This is a genomic window from Mycobacterium sp. TKK-01-0059, assembly GCF_000709305.1.
GTDB lineage: Bacteria > Actinomycetota > Actinomycetes > Mycobacteriales > Mycobacteriaceae > Mycobacterium > Mycobacterium intracellulare.
This window is the reverse complement of sequence record NZ_KL446993.1, coordinates 1,603,905-1,619,961: the sequence shown is the minus strand read 5'-3', so window position 1 is coordinate 1,619,961 and position 16,057 is coordinate 1,603,905. Positions and strand designations below refer to the sequence as shown.

Sequence of the window (16,057 nt, the reverse complement as noted above, 5' to 3'; positions counted from 1 at the left end):
GCCGGGGACCGCTACTGGCTGGAGGCGGCCCGATGCGGCAGCTTCCAGCCCGGGCGGATGAAGTGGCAGGTGTATCCGTTCGGATAGTGCTGCAGGTAGTCCTGGTGCTCGGGCTCGGCCTCCCAGAAGTCGCCGGCCGGGCTGACCTCGGTCACCACCTTGCCGGGCCACAGGCCGGACGCCTCGACGTCGGCGATGGTGTCCAGCGCGATCCGCTTCTGCTCCTCGTCCAGGTAGAAGATCGCCGACCGGTAACTGGGGCCGCGGTCGTTGCCCTGGCGGTCTTTCGTTGTCGGGTCGTGGATCTGGAAGAAAAACTCCAGGATCGCCCGGTAATCGGTTACGGCCGGGTCGTAGATGATCTCGATGGCCTCGGCGTGGGTGCCGTGGTTGCGGTAGGTCGCGTTGGGGACGTCACCGCCGGTGTAGCCGACCCGGGTCGAGACCACCCCCGGCTGCTTGCGGATCAGTTCCTGCATTCCCCAGAAGCAGCCGCCGGCGAGAATCGCTTTCTGGTTGGTCATCGCTCGTCCTCCTCACCCGCCACAGTGAGGCCCAGGCTACACTCCGCCGATGAGCTGCAATGGTGCCGCGAAATCATGAGCACGCCGAAGTTCTCCCGTAGCGAACTGGCCGCCGCGTTCGAGCAATTCGAAGCGACCGTCGATGCGGCCGCGCAGTCGCATGACTGGGACGCGTGGGTCCAGCACTACACACCCGACGTCTTGTACATCGAACACGCGGCGGGCACCATGCACGGCCGCGACGAGGTCCGCGAGTGGATCAGTGCGACGATGGGCAGCTTCCCCGGCAGTCACATGGTCGCGTTTCCGTCGCTGTGGTCGGTGATCGACGAGGCCACCGGGCGCATCATCATGGAACTCGACAACCCGATGCGCGATCCGGGTGACGGCACGGTCATCGGCGCGACCAACATCTCGATCATCACCTACGCCGGTGATGGCCTGTGGCGTCAGCAGGAAGACATCTACAACCCGCTGCGCTTCGTGCAGGCCACGTTGAAGTGGTGCCGCAAAGCGCAGGAGCTCGGCACCCTCGACGAGGCCGGCGCGCAATTCATGGAGCAATACGGAGGCGCCCAGTGACCGCCAGGCCCAAACTCGTCATCGGCGCCAACGGCTTTCTGGGTTCACACGTCACGCGCCAGCTGGTCGCCAAGGGCCATGAAGTGCGGGCCATGGTGCGCGAGAACGCCAACACCCGGTCCATCGACGACCTCGAGCTCACCCGGTTTCACGGTGACGTGTTCGACACCGCCGTGCTGCGGGAGGCCATGGACGGGGTCGACGACGTCTACTACTGCGTCGTCGACACCCGCGCCTGGCTGCGCGACACCTCGCCGCTGTTTCGCACCAACGTCGAGGGGCTGCGCAACGTCCTCGACGTGGCCGTCGCACAACCCGACCTGCGCCGGTTCGTCTTCACCAGCACCTACGCGACGGTCGGCCGGCGGCGCGGGCGCGTGGCGACCGAGGACGACATCGTCGCCACCCGCGGGTTGTCGGACTACGTCCAATCCCGGGTCCAGGCCGAGAACCTGGTGATGCGCTACGTGGCCGAATCCGGGCTGCCCGCGGTCGCGATGTGCGTGTCGACGACCTACGGCAGCGGCGACTGGGGCCGCACCCCGCACGGCGCGTTCATCGCCGGCGCCGTCTTCGGCAAGCTGCCCTTCACCATGGACGGCATCCAGCTGGAGGTCGTCGGCGTCACCGACGCCGCGGAGGCCATGCTGTTGGCCGCCGAGCGCGGCCGCATCGGCGAGCGATACCTGATCTCCGAGCGAATGATCGCGTTGACCGAGGTGGTGCGGATCGCGGCCGACGAGGCCGGCGTGCCGCCGCCGCGACGTTGCATCCCCGTTCCGGTGCTGTACGCCCTGGGCGCCCTGGGCAGCCTGCGAGCCCGGCTCACCGGCAAGGACGCCGAGCTCAGCCTCGCGTCGGTGCGCATGATGCGCGCCGAGGCACCCGTCGACCACAGCAAGGCCGTCCGCGAATTGGGTTGGCGGCCACGCCCGGTCGAGGAGTCCATCCGCGAGGCGGCCCGATTCTGGGCCGCCATGCGAAATGCCAAGGGTAAGAGCGCGACTCCCCGCTGAACGCCACGCCGACCGCTGTTCAGGACGCGGCGCGGCGCTGGGCGTGGGACTAGCCTCGAGCGGGTGAATACCGAGCGAGTGTCCGTCGATCTCACCGGGGCTCCCCAGACCATGCTGGCGACGTTCTACGCCAAGGCGCTGGACGCCGACTTCGACAAGCCGATCCTGGGTGATCGGTACGCGAAGGAGATCGTCGATCGCATCGACTACGACTGGAAGAAGACCACCATCACCGCCCGGCGGGCGCCGTCGGTCACTACCCGTTCGGCACACTTCGACGAGTGGACGCGCAAATTCCTTGCGGCGCACCCGCGCTCGGTCGTGCTGCACGTGGGCTGCGGACTGGACAGCCGGTTCTTCCGCGTGCAGCCGGGTCCGGACGTGCAGTGGTACGACGTCGACTACCCCGAGGTCGCGGCGCTGCGCGCCCAGCTCTACCCGAGCCGCGATCACTATCGCGTGATCGCCGCCTCGGTCACCGACCCGTCATGGCTGAGCGAAATCCCCACCGACCGCCCCACGCTGATGATCGGGGAGGGGCTGACCATGTACCTGACCGAGCAGGACGGCACCGCGTTGCTGCGCCGGGTGGTCGACCGGTTCGGCTCGGGTGAGCTGCAGTTCGACGTGTTCAACTGGCTCGGGATCAAGTCGCAATGGCTCAACTCCGTGGTGCGACGGTCGGGATCCACGCTGCGGTGGGCAATCAACGGGCCCGACGACATCATCGCGGCCGTACCGGCGGTGCGGCTGCTGGCCTGCGAGCGCTGGTTCGAGTCGGACACCTTCGCACGATTGCCACGCTCATCCCGACTCCTGGGAAGGGTGATGTCGCTGATCCCCGCCGCCGCGAACATGTCTCAGTACCATCGCTACGCATTCGGCCCGCCGGACGGGAAGGGTTGACGGCGGCCGGGTGTTACAGCCCCAATAGGCGTCTGTAGGAGGTATCGATCATGGCCCACCGGCAAGTCCTGGAGCCGAACGCGGGGCACCCGATCACCATCGAACCCACCCACGGCAGGGTGCAGGTCCGCGTCAATGGCGAGCTGGTGGCCGACACCACCGCCGCGCTGGAACTGCGCGAAGCCACAATCCCTGCGGTGCAATACATTCCGATCGCCGACGTGCAACAGGATCGGCTCACCCGCACCGACACCAGCACGTATTGCCCGTTCAAGGGCGACGCCAGCTATTACAGCGTGACGACCTCGTCCGGTGACACCGTCGACGACGTGATCTGGACCTACGAGCAGCCGTATCCGGCGGTCGCCGCGATCGCCGGGCACGTCGCGTTCTACCCGAACAAGGCCGACATCACCGTCTCGGCTCAGTAGGGGACCCATCCGGGGAGGGCGGACGCCGTCGCCCGGGTGTCGCCGTAGAGGCGCATCGAGGCGATCAGCCCCGCGCGGGTGTCGAAGATGCACACGAACGGGCTGTCGTAGGAGGCGCCGTCGGACGTCGTGCCGGTGGCCTGCGCCTCCACCACAACCGTCTCTCCCTCGTTGACGCAGCGCACCAGGTCGATGACCAGCTCGAGGTCTCGTTTGCGCCGCTCGACCGCGCGCCGGAAGGTGTCCTTGTCGCACGCGGTGCGCGTGTAGAGCGTCCAGAAGGTGAAGTCGTCGCGCAGCAACGCGAAGCCCTCGTCCAGATCGCCGCCGTCGCTGATGCTCTGCAAAAACATCCAGGCCAGTTCGCCCTGAGGGTCATCGAAGGGCGTCATCACACCGCAATATTGACTGGGGACGGAGTTCAGGGTCAATCGAGCGGTCGGAGAGTCATCAGGTGAAAAGCACGCGCACGGTCGTGTTCCCCGGGGCCGCCAGCTTCGGGCACACGTTGTCGCCGCTGCGCCGTGGCCCCGCGGATCCCTGCTTCCGCGCGACCGGCGACGGCTCGATCTGGCGGACCAGCCTGCTGCCCACCGGCCCGGTCACGGCGAGGATCAGCCGCGCGGCCCCCAACGCCGCGCACTGTGTGGCGTGGGGCAGCGGCGCGCCAGAGTTCGTCGAAATGCTGCCCGCCCTGCTGGGTCTCGAGGACGACGCCTCCGACTTCGTGCCGCGGCATCCGACGGTCGCCGCCGCGCACCGGCGGGTTCCGCACCTGCGGCTGGGCCGCACCGGCCTGGTGCTCGAGGCGCTGATCCCAGCGATCATCGAGCAGCGGGTGCCCGGCGCCGACGCGTTCCGCTCCTGGCGCATGCTGGTGACCAAGTACGGGACACCGGCGCCGGGGCCCGCCCCCGAGGGCATGCGGGTGGCGCCGTCGCCGCAGCGGTGGCGAACCATCCCGTCGTGGGAGTTTCATCGCGCCAACGTCGACCCGAGGCGCGCGCAAACGGTGGTGACCTGCGCGCAGCGCGCCGCGTCGCTGGAGCGGTTGACGTCGCGGCCGGCGGCACAGGCGCGTGCGGCGTTGACGTCCCTGCCGGGCGTGGGGGAATGGACCGCCGCGGAGACGGCCCAACGCGCCTTCGGCGACGCCGACGCCGTATCGGTGGGCGACTACCACATCCCGAAGATGATCGGCTGGACACTGCTGGGCGAGCCCGTCGACGACGCGGGAATGCTCGACTTGCTGGAGCCGATGCGGCCACATCGCCAGCGCGTGGTCCGGCTGCTCGAAGCCAGCGGATTGGCCTACGAACCGCGCCGTGGCCCGCGCCTGCCCGTGCAGCAAATCCACTCGCTGTGATCGGCCGCGTTTTTCAGCGTCGCCATCGGGTACCCAGCAGGGCAAGAAAGTGTGTGGGAACCCCACGGAAGGAAGCTAGGAAACACGCGATGACTCAGTTCACAATTCCGGGATTGACCGACAAGCAGGCGGCGCGGCTCACCGAACTGCTGCAAAAACAATTGAGCACCTACAACGACCTTCACCTGACGCTCAAGCACATTCACTGGAACGTGGTCGGCCCGAACTTCATCGGCGTGCACGAGATGATCGACCCGCAGGTGGAGGCCGTGCGCGGCTTCGCCGACGATGTCGCCGAACGCATTGCCGCCCTGGGCTCTTCGCCGCAGGGCACGCCGGGCGCCATCATCAAGGACCGCTCGTGGGACGACTATTCGGTCGGCCGCGACACCGTCCAGGCCCACCTGGCCGCGCTGGACCTCGTCTACAACGGCGTGATCGAGGACATCCGCCAATACATCGACGAGACGGACGAACTCGACCAGGTGACCCAGGACCTGCTGATCGGCCAGGCCGGCCAGCTGGAGAAGTTCCAGTGGTTCGTCCGGGCGCACCTGGAAAGCGCCGGCGGTCAGCTCGCCCACGCGGGCAAGAGCACCGAAAAGTCCGCCGCCAAGAGCGCGCGCAGCAAATCCTGACACCCTCAGTCGCACACTTCGCGCCGTCGCCCCGGCAAATCGATGCCGGGGCGATGGCGTGTCGGCTTGGCCCCCGCGCGGTGCCGACCACCCGGAATAAGTGGACCCTAGTCCGGTTATATCGGGTAGTTCCGCTCTACGAGGAGGTCAATTGCCCGCAGTTACGGCCAACCCACTGACATTGCCGCGCGTCCGCGGCCCCGGACCCGCCGACACCGAGCGGCCGGTGCGATCGATCACCACCGGCCCGCGCGGGTACGAGGGCGAGGGGTTCCCCGTCGTGCGGGCCTTCGCCGGGGTCGGTAGCGCCGCCCTGGACCCCTTCGTCCACATGGACCAGATGGGCGAGGTGAACTATCAGCCCGGCGAACCCAGGGGCACCGACTGGCACCCGCACCGCGGCTTCGAAACGGTGACCTACATGCTCGACGGGAAATTCGCGCACCAGGACTCCCACGGCGGCGGCGGCCTGATCACCGACGGAGCGACCCAGTGGATGACCGCCGGCTCGGGCATCCTGCACATCGAGACGCCGCCGGCCGAACTCGTCGACAGCGGCGGCCTGTTCCACGGCGTCCAGCTCTGGGTGAACCTGCCGAAAAAGGACAAGTTCGCGCCGCCGCGGTACCAGGCCATCGAGGGTGGTGACGCCGCGTTGCTGGCGTCCGACGACGGCGGGGCGCTGATCCGCATCATCGCGGGCGAGATCGACGGCCACCGGGGGCCCGGGGTCACACACACGCCGATCACGCTCGCGCACTCGACGGTCGAGCACGGCGCCCGGCTCAACATCCCCTGGCGGCGCGACTTCAACGCGCTCGTGTACGTGCTGTCGGGCAGCGGGTACGTCGGGCCGGTCGCCCACCCGATCCACCAGGGGCAGCTGGCGGTCCTGGGCCCCGGCGACCGGATCACCGTCGGGGCGGAGCGAGGGCGGGATTCGGGCGACGCGACCGCCATTGATGTCCTGCTTCTGGGTGGGCGGCCCATTCGCGAGCCGGTATTCCACTACGGGCCTTTCGTGATGAACACCCGCGCGGAATTGATCGAGGCGCTCGAGGACTATCAAGCCGGAAAATTTGGCGCTATTCCGCCAAATGCGCTAATGCCCCACCATGGCGGTGGCACACTCTAGCAATGCTTCCACGGGGGACTCGCCGGCCGGGCCGTCCGCCTGCGGCGAAGGCGGACGAGACCCGGCAACGAATCATCCAAGCTGCTCGTTTGGTGTTCAGCGAACGCGGCTACGACGGCGCGACGTTCCAGGCCATCGCCTCTCGCGCGGACCTGACCCGGCCGGCGATCAACCATTACTTTTCGAGCAAGCGCGCCCTGTATCGGGAAGTTCTTAACGAGACGAACAAACGCGTCCTCGGAGTCGGCATCAAACAAGCCGAGCAAGAGTCCACGCTGGCGGCGCAGTTGACGGCATTCATCTACGAAGCGACACGAGCTAATGCCGAGAACCCGGCCGGATCCGCCTTTTTAATCAGCGGCGTACTGGAATCTCAGCGGCATCCGGATTTGGCCGGAGCCGAAAACGAGTCCGTGCGGATTGCCCGGGAATTCCTGATGCGCTGGGTCACCGACGCGATCGAGCGCGGGGAGATCGTCAGCGACTTCGACGCGTCGGCATTGGTCGAGGCGCAGCTCGTGCTCATCTGTGGGGTGGGCCTGTACGCGGGCTACATCCAGAGCCCGGAGGCCATCCTGGCCCTCACCGGGGTGCTGCGCCAGTTACTGGAAGGTGCGTTGCGGCCACGCGAGTGAAGTTGCGCACAAAGCGTATAGGCTAACTAACTTATCCCGGTACCATGGTCGGGATATGACTGACCTGGATGCCTCGATGCCGCCTTCCGTGCGGTCTGCCGGCGACAGCTGGTCCATCACCGAACTCGTCGGCGCCACCGCGCTGGGCGTCGCCGCGTCGCGCGCGGCGGAGACCGCCGGCGCCGACCCGCTGATTCGTGACGAGTTCGCCCGCCTGCTGGTGTCGTCGGCCGGCCCCGCGTGGGCGCGGCTGGCGGACCCGGAGCTGTCCTGGCTCGCCGACGATCAGCACGGGCGGCGCGCGCACCGGACCGGCATCGACTACCAGGCCGTGCGCACCCACTTCTTCGACGAATACTTCGACGGCGCAGTGCGTTCCGGGATCCGGCAGGCGGTGATTCTGGCCGCGGGCCTGGATTCGAGGGCCTACCGGCTGGACTGGCCCACCGGCACCACGGTCTACGAGATCGACCAGCCCAAGGTGCTGCAGTACAAGTCGGGCATCCTGCAGCAGCACGGCGCCGTGCCCACCGCGATCCGCCATCCCGTCCCGGCGGACCTGCGCGAGGATTGGCCGGCCGCGTTGGCCGCCGCGGGATTCGACCGCACGCAGCCGACCGCCTGGCTGGCCGAGGGGCTGCTGCCGTACCTGCCCAGCGACGCCCAGGACCGGCTGTTCGAGATGTTGACCGCGCTCAGCGCGCCCGGCAGCCAGGTCGCGATCGAGGTGTTCGGCATCAACTCGCGGAGCAACTCGCAGCGCTGGTTGCGGATGCGCGAGCGGCTCGGCCTGGACGTCAACGTCCAGGCGCTGACCTACCACGAGCCGGACCGCTCGGACGCCGCCGCGTGGCTTTCCGACCACGGCTGGCACGTGCACGCCGTGGACAACCGCGAGGAGATGGCCCGACTCGGCCGCGCGGTGCCCGACGACCTTTCCGACGAGGCGGTGCGCAGCACGTTGCTGCGGGCGCGCCTCGGCGAAACCGCCTTTTGACCTTCGCCTGCCCAAGACCCAAGGAGTTAATGCATGAGCTCGCTGCGCACCCACGACGACACCTGGGACATCAAGAGCAGCGTCGGCACCACCGCGGTCATGGTGGCCGCCGCGCGGGCCATCGAGACCGAGCAGCCCGACGCGCTGATCCGCGATCCCTACGCCCGGCTGCTCGTCAACAACGCCGGTGCCGACGTCCTGTGGGAAGCCATGCTCGACCCGGACGTCGTGGCCAAGATCGAAGCCATCGATGAGGAATCCGCCGCCCGGATCCAGCACATGCGCGGCTACCAGGCGGTGCGGACCCACTTCTTCGACGAGTACTTCGCCGACGCCGTCGCCACCGGGATCCGGCAGGTGGTGATCCTCGCGTCGGGGCTGGACTCGCGGGCCTACCGCCTCGACTGGCCGGCCGGCACCACGGTGTACGAGATCGACCAGCCCCAGGTGCTGGACTACAAGACCACCACGCTGGCCGAAAGCGGCGCCACGCCGTCCGCCGATCGCCGCGAGGTGGCGATCGACCTGCGCGAAGACTGGCCGGCCGCGCTGCGCGCCGCGGGTTTCGACCCGACCCGGCCGACCGCCTGGCTGGCCGAGGGACTGCTGATGTACCTGCCCGCCGAGGCGCAGGACAAGCTGTTCACGCAGATCGGCGAGCTGAGTCCGGCCGGCAGCCGGGTCTCCGCCGAAACCGCACCGATGCACGCCGAGGAGCGGCGCCAGCAGATGCGGGAACGGTTCAAGAAGGTCGCCGACCAGCTCGGCCTGGAGGAGACCATCGACGTCGGCGAGCTGATGTACCGCGACGAGCACCGCGCGAACCTCGCCGACTGGCTCAACGACCACGGCTGGCGCGCCACGGCGCAGAACTCGATCGACGAGATGCACCGCCTGAACCGCGGGGTGCAGAGTTTCGAGCTGGACCAGGACAAGGACGCCTTCTCCGACTTCGTGATCGCCGAGCGCCTGTAACGGCGCGGTTACCGCCGTATCGGCAGGTCATCGCCCATAATGATGACTCATTATGGGCGGCGGCGCGGCGCAGCGATCACACCGCTGGGTGCTGTTGAAGGGCCGGCTCGTCGCCGGCATCGCTTCGGCCTTCGTCATGGCCATCACCGGAATCGGCTGGACGGGTTACCACACCGCCCTGGGCCGGATCATCATCTCCCACGCGCTGCCGAATGGGGCGGCCTCGCTCGGCGACAACCAGAACATCCTGCTGATGGGCCTGGACAGCCGGTTGGACCAGAACGGTCGGCCGCTACCGCAGGAGGTTTACGACGCGCTGCACGCCGGCGACGAAACCTCGGGCGGCTACAACGCCAATGTGCTTATCGTCGTGCACATTTCGGACCGTGACGGGCCCGTCACCGCGGTGTCGATTCCCCGCGACGACTACGCCGAGCTGCCGGGCTGCCCCGGCTCGGTGTGCACGGGCAAGATCAAGCAGGCGTACGGCCTGGCGTATCAGCAATCGTTGAACACGCAGGCCGCCGGGGACTCGGGCGGCGCGGGGTCGACCGATCTGGCGGCCCGCGAGCAAACCGCCCGCGAGGCCGGCCGCAAGGCCGAAATCAGCGCCGTCAGCGACTTTTTGGGTATCTCGGTCGACCACTTCGTCGAGGTCACGTTGGGCGCCTTCTACCAGATCGCCAAGGCGGTGGAGCCAATCACGGTGTGCCTCAACGGCGATACGCGTGATAGCTACTCGGGCGCGGACTTCCATCAGGGTGTGCAGCGCATCGATGCGGCCGACGCGATGGCCTTCGTGCGGCAGCGGCGCGACGAAAACGACGGCTCGTTCACCGATTTCGATCGGACGCGGCGCCAGCAGGCGTTCCTGGTGTCGTTGGTCGAGGCGGCCCGCAGCGGCGGCGCGCTGTCCAGCATGAGCGGGCTGCGCAAAATGCTCGAGGTCGCCCGGGACAACGTCGCCGTCGACGCCGGGCTCGACCTCGGGCAGTTCGCGGCGCGGGCCTCGCGGCTGACCGGGCGGCCGCTGTCGCTGTACACCCTGCCGATCTCCGGCTTCGGCAAGGACGCGAACGGCTCCGACATCAACCTCGTCGACCTTGCGGCCATCCGGCGCATCGTCAACGAGCGCTTCATGTCCGACGCGCCGGCCGCGCTCGACGCCGCGTCGCCGGCGGCCCAGTCACCGCCTGCGCTGACCGAACCCGTCATCCTCGACGTCGTCAACGCCAGCTCGCGCGACGGACTCGCGGCCGCCCTCGAGGAGGCCCTCACCGGCCGGGGCTTCACCCGGGGCAGCGCCACGACTGCCGCCGCCCCCGCCGACGACAGCACGATCGAATACGGTCCCGGGGCCGACGCGGGAGCGCAGGTCCTGTCCGAGCAACTGCGCGTGCCCGCGACCGCGGATCCCTCGGTGGCCTCCGGAACCGTCCGGCTGACCGTGGGAACGCGGTTTCCCGCGGCGGACTACCTCTCCCATTCCGAAGCCCAACCCGGCGCGGCCGGCGACGCGCCGTCGTCCGGGCAGGTGAGTGCGGTCGCCGCCACCGGCAGCGGCGACCGCGCCCCGGCGCCGACCGACCTCAGCCAGATGACGGACTCGAGCGTCCCCTGCGTCAAGTAACCGCGCGGCCCGATCCTTTCTACTGCTCTCCCAACCGGCTGGTTAGTATCGCGGTTATCACCGATGAGCGGCCGCCCCGCGGCGGGACTCTGCTCGGGAAGGACAATGATGACCACCGAATCGGTTGCATCGCAGGCATCGCTCTCCAAGGACTCCACGAACGGGACCGGCTCGGCCGACGTCGCCGCCACGGTTGCCCGGCTTCGTCAGACCTTCGCCACCGGACGCACCCGCGACGTCGACTGGCGCAAGCGGCAGTTGCTGCAGCTGGTGAAGCTGATGGAGGAGAACGAGGCCGCGCTGGCCGCCGCGCTCGCCGAAGACCTGGACCGCAGCCCCTTCGAGGCCTACATCGCCGACATCGCCACCACCGCCGGTGAGGCCAAGTACGCGGCCAAGCGCGTGCGCAAGTGGACGCGGCGCAAGTATCAACTGCTGGAGCTGCCGCAGCTGCCCGGCCGCGGCTGGGTGGAATACGAGCCCTACGGCACCGTGCTGATCATCGGCGCCTGGAACTACCCCTTCTACCTCACGCTGGGCCCGGCCGTCGGGGCGATCGCCGCCGGCAACACCGTGATCCTCAAGCCGTCGGAAATCGCGGCCGCGTCCTCGCGCGTGATGGCCGAGCTGGTGCCCAAGTACCTCGACAACGACGCCATCGCGGTCATCGAGGGCGACGGCGCGACCAGCCAGGAGCTCATCGCCCAGGGCCTGGACCGGGTGATGTTCACCGGCGGCACCGAGATCGGCCGCAAGGTCTATGAGGGCGCGGCGCCGCACCTGACGCCCTGCACGCTCGAGCTCGGCGGCAAGAGCCCGGTCATCGTCGCGGCGGATGCCGACGTGGAGGTGGCGGCCAAGCGGATCGCCTGGATGAAACTGCTCAACGCCGGACAGACTTGCGTCGCACCGGATTACGTGTTGGCCGACGCCACGATTCGCGACGAACTGGTCGACAAGATCGGCGCCGCCATCACCAAGTTCACCTCCGACAAACCGGACGGCATGCGGGTGGTCAACCAGCGGCAGTTCGACCGGATCAGCGGCTACCTTTCCGGCAAGGACGGCACGGTCACCGTCGGCGGGGCATGCGACGCGTCGACGCTGCGCATCCAGCCCGCGGTGGTGGTGGACCCCGACCCGGACGGCCCGCTGATGCGGAACGAGATCTTCGGTCCGGTCCTGCCGGTGATCACCGTCCAAAACCTGGACGAGGCAATACGTTTCGTGAACTCGCGGCCCAAGCCGCTGTCGGCGTACCTGTTCACCAAGCGGCGCGAGACCCGCGAGCGGGTGATCAAGGAGGTGCCGGCGGGCGGCATGCTGGTCAACCACGTCGCCTTCCAGGTGTCGACGGCCAAGCTGCCCTTCGGTGGCGTCGGCGCGTCGGGCATGGGCGCCTACCACGGCAAGTGGGGCTTCGACGAGTTCAGCCACCGCAAGGCGGTCCTCACCAAGCCCACCCGCCCCGACCTGTCGAGCTTCATCTACCCTCCATACACCGAGCGGGCCTTCAAGATGGCCCGCCGGATGTTCTGACCCGGCTTCGCCGAACCAGTTGCTAGACAAAGTTTTTCACAGCAGAGAGGAACCTAATGCCCGGAGTGCAGGATCGCGTCGTCATCGTCACCGGAGCCGGTGGGGGACTGGGCCGTGAGTACGCCCTGACCCTCGCCAAGGAGGGCGCCAGCGTCGTGGTCAACGATCTCGGTGGCGCCCGCGACGGCACCGGCGCCGGCCACAACATGGCCGACGAGGTGGTCAAGGAGATCAAGGACGCCGGTGGCCGGGCGGTCGCCAACTACGACAGCGTCGCCGAGCCCGAGGGCGCCGAGAACATGGTCAAGACCGCGCTCGACGAATTCGGCAAGGTCGACGGTGTGGTGAGCAACGCGGGCATTCTGCGCGACGGCACGTTCCACAAGATGTCCTTCGAGAACTGGGACGCCGTGCTCAAGGTGCACCTCTACGGTGGGTACAACGTCATCCGCGCCGCGTGGCCGCACTTCCGTGAGCAGAGCTTCGGCCGGGTCGTCGTCGCCACCTCCACCAGCGGGCTGTTCGGCAACTTCGGGCAGGCCAACTACGGCGCGGCGAAGCTCGGCCTCGTCGGCCTGATCAACACGCTGGCCCAGGAAGGCGCCAAGTACAACATCAAGACCAACGCGGTCGCGCCGATCGCCGCCACCCGGATGACGCAGGACATCCTGCCGCCGGAGGTCTTCGAGAAGCTCACCCCGGAGTACGTCGCCCCGGTGGTGGCCTACCTGATGACCGAGGAGCTGACCGACACCGACTCGGTGTTCATCGTCGGCGGCGGCAAGGTGCAGCGCACCGCGCTGTTCCAGAACGACGGCATCACCTTCGACAGCGTGCCGTCGGTCGAGGACATCGCCGCCAAGTGGGGCCAGATCACCGACCTGTCCGCCGCCCAGCAGGCCAGCTTCAAGCTGGGCTGAGCCCGGCCTTCCCGAGTGGTCGGCGGGTCAGGCGAGCAGCGCCTCGCGCAGGCGCTCCACGTCTGACTCGCTGACGCTCGCGGCGCGCAAATAGGCGTCCAGCGAACCGAATTCCTCGTCGATGGTTTGGCGCGCGGCGGCCAGGTAGACCTCGCGGACCCCGAGCACGCCGTCGGACAGCCGCGCCTCGGTCCAGGTCACCACCTCCGGGGTCAGCTCGGCGTCCTGGCGCTGCGCGATCATCGCGGAGATCTGCGCCCGCAGGGCGGGCGCGGCGTCGTTGCTGCGCAGGAAGTCGGCCAGGATGGTGTCGCGGTCGATGCCGATCGCCTCGAGCACCGTCGCCACCACGAAGCCGGTGCGGTCCTTGCCGGCGAAGCAGTGCGTCAGCACCGAATGCCCGTCGGCCAGCAGCGAGATGACGCGGTGCAACGCCCGCTGCGCCCCGTTCCGCGTTGGGAATTGCCGGTATTCGTCGATCATGTAGCGGGTGGCGGCCTCATCGACGGATTGGCCCGACTGCTCCTCGGCCCCCTCGCCGGTGAGCAGGCGCTGGAAGGCGTGTTCGTGCGGCGCCGCGTCGTCGGTCCCGGCGTCCTGCTCGCCGAGATCGGGGAAGGGCAACAGGTGCACCTCGACGCCGTCGGGAACCAGCCCCGGCCCGCGCCGCGCGACCTCACGGGCCGCCCGCAAATCGGCGACGTCGGTGATGCCCAGCCGGCTCAGCGTCGCGCGGCCGTCGTCGTCGAGCCCGCTCAGTTCGCCGGAGCGGAACAGCCGCCCGGGTTTGAGCGCCGGCGCGCCGTCGGAGACGTCACGAAAGTTCCACGCGCCCGACAGTTCTCGCAACGCCTCAGTCATGCGCGGTGACCGCCGCGGCGAGCGCCGACTTTTCCCGGCCCAGCTCGGCGCGCGCGATGGTTCGCATGTGCACCTCGTCCGGGCCGTCGAAGATCCGCATGGCGCGGTGCCAGCCGTACAGGCGGGCCAGCACCGTGTCGTCGCTGACGCCGGCGGCCCCGTGCACCTGGATGGCGCGGTCGATGACGTCGCAGGCCACCTGCGGGGCCACCGCCTTGATCTGGGAGACCAGCAGGTGAGCGGCCTTGTTGCCATGCTGGTCGATGGTCCACGCCGCCTTCTCGCACAGCAGCCGTGCCTGGTCGATCTCGTTGCGGGACTTGGCAATTGACTCGCGCACCACGCCCTGCTCGGCCAGCGGGCGCCCGAACGCCACCCGCTTCTGGGCGCGGTCGGACATCAGGGCCAGGGCGCGCTCGGCCCCGCCGAGCGCGCGCATGCAGTGGTGGATGCGGCCCGGCCCGAGCCGGGCCTGGGCGATCGCGAAGCCGCCGCCCTCTTCGCCGAGCAGGTTGGTGGCCGGCACACGCACGTTGTCGTAGACGATCTCGCAGTGGCCGTGCTGGTCCTGCCAGCCGAAGACCGGGGTGGAGCGCACCACCGTCACGCCGGGCGTGTCCATCGGCACCAGCACCATCGACTGCTGCTGGTGGCTCGCGGCGTCGGGGTTGGTGCGGCCCATGACGATCAGGATCTTGCAGCGCGGGTCGGCCGCGCCCGACGTCCACCACTTGCGGCCGTTGATCACGTAGTCGGCGCCGTCGCGCACGATCGAGGTCTCGATGTTGCGGGCGTCGCTGCTGGCCACGGCCGGCTCGGTCATGGAGAAGGCGCTGCGGATCTCGCCGGCCAGCAACGGCTCCAGCCACTGCGTGCGCTGTTCCTCGGTGGCGAACAGGTGCAGCGTCTCCATGTTGCCGGTGTCGGGTGCCGCGCAGTTGAGCGCCTCGGGGGCGATCTCCAGGCTCCAGCCGGTGATCTCGGCCAGCGGCGCGTATTCGAGGTTGGTCAGGCCCGATTCGGCCGGCAGGAACAGGTTCCACAGGCCCCGCTGCTTGGCCTTGATCTTCAGTTCCTCGACGACGGGCGGAACCGTGTGGTCGTGCGGGCCGGCTTCGTGACGGAACTTGTCGTAGTCGGCCTCGGCCGGGAACACGTACTCGGTCATGAAATCGGTCAGCCGCTTGTGGTAGTCGCTGGCCTTGGCCGACATCGCGAAGTCCATGCCCGTCACGATAGGTCACGCGTTATTGGACGGCGCGAGCAGACGCAAAATCGCATGCTGCAGTGCGGATTAGTGCGATTCTGTGTCTGCTCGCGGCAGGATTGGGGCGTGACCGAATCCCGCCCTCCGTTCCCGCCGTTCACGCGGCAGACCGCGATGCAGAAGGTGCGGGCGGCCGAGGATGCCTGGAACACCCGCGACCCGCACCGCGTCAGCCTGGCCTACACGGTCGATTCGCGGTGGCGAAACCGCGGAGAGCACATCGTGGGCCGCGACGAGATCGTGGCGTTCCTGACCCGCAAGTGGCAGCGCGAACTGGATTACGCGCTGCGCAAGGTTCTTTGGGACTTCCACGACAACCGCATCGCGGTCCGCTTCCAATACGAGTGCCGCGACCAGTCGGGGCAGTGGTATCGCAGCTACGGCAACGAGCTGTGGGAGTTCGCCGAGTCGGGGCTGATGGCCCGCCGCGAAGCCAGCATCAACGACGTGCCGATCGACGAATCGCAGCGACGCATCTTCGGGCCCCGCCCGTCGTCCGGACGCGGCCACGACATCCCGCTCTGGTAGCGGCGGGCAACAACGACGCCTTGTGACCTCACAACGGTGTGGCCGCTACTGCATCGGCATGCGGCGGCGAACCATCGACCGGGAGTCGATCGCCCGCCGGCGGGGTA

The 16,057-nt window shown here is 68.5% G+C and carries 18 protein-coding genes; 14 read left to right on the top strand and 4 right to left on the bottom strand.

Annotated elements, in window-relative coordinates; all coding sequences use genetic code 11:
- Positions 1-11: 11 nt before the first annotated feature.
- Entirely contained in the window at positions 12-524 is a 513-nt protein-coding gene (msrA, locus tag K883_RS07950) for a peptide-methionine (S)-S-oxide reductase MsrA (protein WP_008262080.1), read from the bottom strand.
- A 75-nt stretch (positions 525-599) separates the two neighbouring features.
- Between msrA and K883_RS07945 the strand changes: the two genes are divergently transcribed.
- The 4 genes from K883_RS07945 to K883_RS07930 all read left to right on the top strand — a co-directional run bounded on the left by K883_RS07945 (position 600) and on the right by K883_RS07930 (position 3,459).
- On the top strand, positions 600-1,106 hold the full coding sequence (locus K883_RS07945; RefSeq protein ID WP_020823850.1) for a nuclear transport factor 2 family protein: 507 nt from the start codon (positions 600-602) through the stop codon (positions 1,104-1,106).
- On the top strand, positions 1,103-2,122 hold the full coding sequence (locus K883_RS07940; protein WP_020823849.1) for an NAD-dependent epimerase/dehydratase family protein: 1,020 nt from the start codon (positions 1,103-1,105) through the stop codon (positions 2,120-2,122). Before K883_RS07945 ends, K883_RS07940 begins: the two co-directional genes overlap by 4 nt.
- 78 nt (positions 2,123-2,200) lie before the next feature.
- Entirely contained in the window at positions 2,201-3,028 is an 828-nt protein-coding gene (locus tag K883_RS07935) for a class I SAM-dependent methyltransferase (RefSeq protein WP_008262073.1), read from the top strand.
- Positions 3,029-3,078: 50 nt separating this feature from the next.
- The gene (locus K883_RS07930) at positions 3,079-3,459 is read left to right on the top strand and encodes a DUF427 domain-containing protein (RefSeq protein WP_009956649.1); all 381 of its coding nucleotides are present in this window, start codon (positions 3,079-3,081) and stop codon (positions 3,457-3,459) included.
- Here K883_RS07930 and K883_RS07925 read toward each other — a convergent pair.
- Positions 3,453-3,854 carry a nuclear transport factor 2 family protein gene (locus K883_RS07925; RefSeq protein WP_020823848.1) on the bottom strand — a complete coding sequence of 134 codons (402 nt, stop codon included), beginning with the start codon at positions 3,852-3,854 and terminating at the stop codon, positions 3,453-3,455. The genes K883_RS07930 and K883_RS07925 overlap by 7 nt on opposite strands.
- 59 nt (positions 3,855-3,913) lie before the next feature.
- Between K883_RS07925 and K883_RS07920 the strand changes: the two genes are divergently transcribed.
- The 9 genes from K883_RS07920 (at position 3,914) to K883_RS07880 (ending at position 13,294) form a co-directional block, all read left to right on the top strand.
- Positions 3,914-4,825: a DNA-3-methyladenine glycosylase family protein gene (locus K883_RS07920; RefSeq protein ID WP_020823847.1), complete on the top strand. Its 912-nt coding sequence runs from the start codon at positions 3,914-3,916 to the stop codon at positions 4,823-4,825.
- An 89-nt stretch (positions 4,826-4,914) separates the two neighbouring features.
- Positions 4,915-5,463 carry a Dps family protein gene (locus tag K883_RS07915; RefSeq protein ID WP_020823846.1) on the top strand — a complete coding sequence of 183 codons (549 nt, stop codon included), beginning with the start codon at positions 4,915-4,917 and terminating at the stop codon, positions 5,461-5,463.
- A gap of 151 nt (positions 5,464-5,614) precedes the next feature.
- Positions 5,615-6,598, top strand: a complete 984-nt coding sequence (locus tag K883_RS07910; RefSeq protein ID WP_036454161.1) for a pirin family protein — start codon at positions 5,615-5,617, stop codon at positions 6,596-6,598.
- A 2-nt stretch (positions 6,599-6,600) separates the two neighbouring features.
- A complete protein-coding gene (locus K883_RS07905; protein WP_036454159.1) occupies positions 6,601-7,233 on the top strand; it encodes a TetR/AcrR family transcriptional regulator in 633 nt (210 codons plus the stop codon).
- A gap of 55 nt (positions 7,234-7,288) precedes the next feature.
- A complete protein-coding gene (locus K883_RS07900) occupies positions 7,289-8,230 on the top strand; it encodes a class I SAM-dependent methyltransferase (protein ID WP_008262053.1) in 942 nt (313 codons plus the stop codon).
- Between the two features lie 33 nt (positions 8,231-8,263).
- The gene (locus tag K883_RS07895) at positions 8,264-9,205 is read left to right on the top strand and encodes a class I SAM-dependent methyltransferase (protein ID WP_008262051.1); all 942 of its coding nucleotides are present in this window, start codon (positions 8,264-8,266) and stop codon (positions 9,203-9,205) included.
- 52 nt (positions 9,206-9,257) lie between these two features.
- Positions 9,258-10,835, top strand: coding sequence for an LCP family protein (locus K883_RS07890; protein WP_008262049.1), 1,578 nt, complete (start codon positions 9,258-9,260; stop codon positions 10,833-10,835).
- A 105-nt stretch (positions 10,836-10,940) separates the two neighbouring features.
- Positions 10,941-12,374: an aldehyde dehydrogenase family protein gene (locus K883_RS07885; RefSeq protein ID WP_009956640.1), complete on the top strand. Its 1,434-nt coding sequence runs from the start codon at positions 10,941-10,943 to the stop codon at positions 12,372-12,374.
- A gap of 56 nt (positions 12,375-12,430) precedes the next feature.
- Positions 12,431-13,294 carry an SDR family oxidoreductase gene (locus K883_RS07880; protein ID WP_008262046.1) on the top strand — a complete coding sequence of 288 codons (864 nt, stop codon included), beginning with the start codon at positions 12,431-12,433 and terminating at the stop codon, positions 13,292-13,294.
- 27 nt (positions 13,295-13,321) lie between these two features.
- On the opposite strand, the gene K883_RS07875 is transcribed toward K883_RS07880, so the two are convergent.
- On the bottom strand, positions 13,322-14,155 hold the full coding sequence (locus K883_RS07875; protein WP_008262043.1) for a tyrosine-protein phosphatase: 834 nt from the start codon (positions 14,153-14,155) through the stop codon (positions 13,322-13,324).
- A complete protein-coding gene (locus K883_RS07870; RefSeq protein ID WP_008262041.1) occupies positions 14,148-15,368 on the bottom strand; it encodes an acyl-CoA dehydrogenase family protein in 1,221 nt (406 codons plus the stop codon). The genes K883_RS07875 and K883_RS07870 overlap by 8 nt, the downstream gene beginning before the upstream one ends.
- Positions 15,369-15,488: 120 nt before the next feature.
- Between K883_RS07870 and K883_RS07865 the strand changes: the two genes are divergently transcribed.
- Complete coding sequence (locus tag K883_RS07865) at positions 15,489-15,950, top strand: nuclear transport factor 2 family protein (protein WP_008262039.1); 462 nt, start codon at positions 15,489-15,491, stop codon at positions 15,948-15,950.
- The last annotated feature ends 107 nt before the right edge of the window (positions 15,951-16,057 follow it).

Bases quoted from the DNA above. Each gene is read 5' to 3' on its own strand.
- K883_RS07885 (WP_009956640.1), top strand. From the start codon at position 10,941: ATGATGACCACCGAATCGGTTGCATCGCAGGCATCGCTCTCCAAGGAC.
- K883_RS07930 (WP_009956649.1), top strand. From the start codon at position 3,079: ATGGCCCACCGGCAAGTCCTGGAGCCGAACGCGGGGCACCCGATCACC.
- K883_RS07875 (WP_008262043.1), bottom strand. From the start codon at position 14,155: ATGACTGAGGCGTTGCGAGAACTGTCGGGCGCGTGGAACTTTCGTGAC.
- K883_RS07890 (WP_008262049.1), top strand. From the start codon at position 9,258: ATGGGCGGCGGCGCGGCGCAGCGATCACACCGCTGGGTGCTGTTGAAG.
- K883_RS07945 (WP_020823850.1), top strand. From the start codon at position 600: ATGAGCACGCCGAAGTTCTCCCGTAGCGAACTGGCCGCCGCGTTCGAG.
- K883_RS07870 (WP_008262041.1), bottom strand. From the start codon at position 15,368: ATGTCGGCCAAGGCCAGCGACTACCACAAGCGGCTGACCGATTTCATG.
- msrA (WP_008262080.1), bottom strand. From the start codon at position 524: ATGACCAACCAGAAAGCGATTCTCGCCGGCGGCTGCTTCTGGGGAATG.
- K883_RS07880 (WP_008262046.1), top strand. From the start codon at position 12,431: ATGCCCGGAGTGCAGGATCGCGTCGTCATCGTCACCGGAGCCGGTGGG.
- K883_RS07905 (WP_036454159.1), top strand. From the start codon at position 6,601: ATGCTTCCACGGGGGACTCGCCGGCCGGGCCGTCCGCCTGCGGCGAAG.
- K883_RS07895 (WP_008262051.1), top strand. From the start codon at position 8,264: ATGAGCTCGCTGCGCACCCACGACGACACCTGGGACATCAAGAGCAGC.
- K883_RS07915 (WP_020823846.1), top strand. From the start codon at position 4,915: ATGACTCAGTTCACAATTCCGGGATTGACCGACAAGCAGGCGGCGCGG.
- K883_RS07900 (WP_008262053.1), top strand. From the start codon at position 7,289: ATGACTGACCTGGATGCCTCGATGCCGCCTTCCGTGCGGTCTGCCGGC.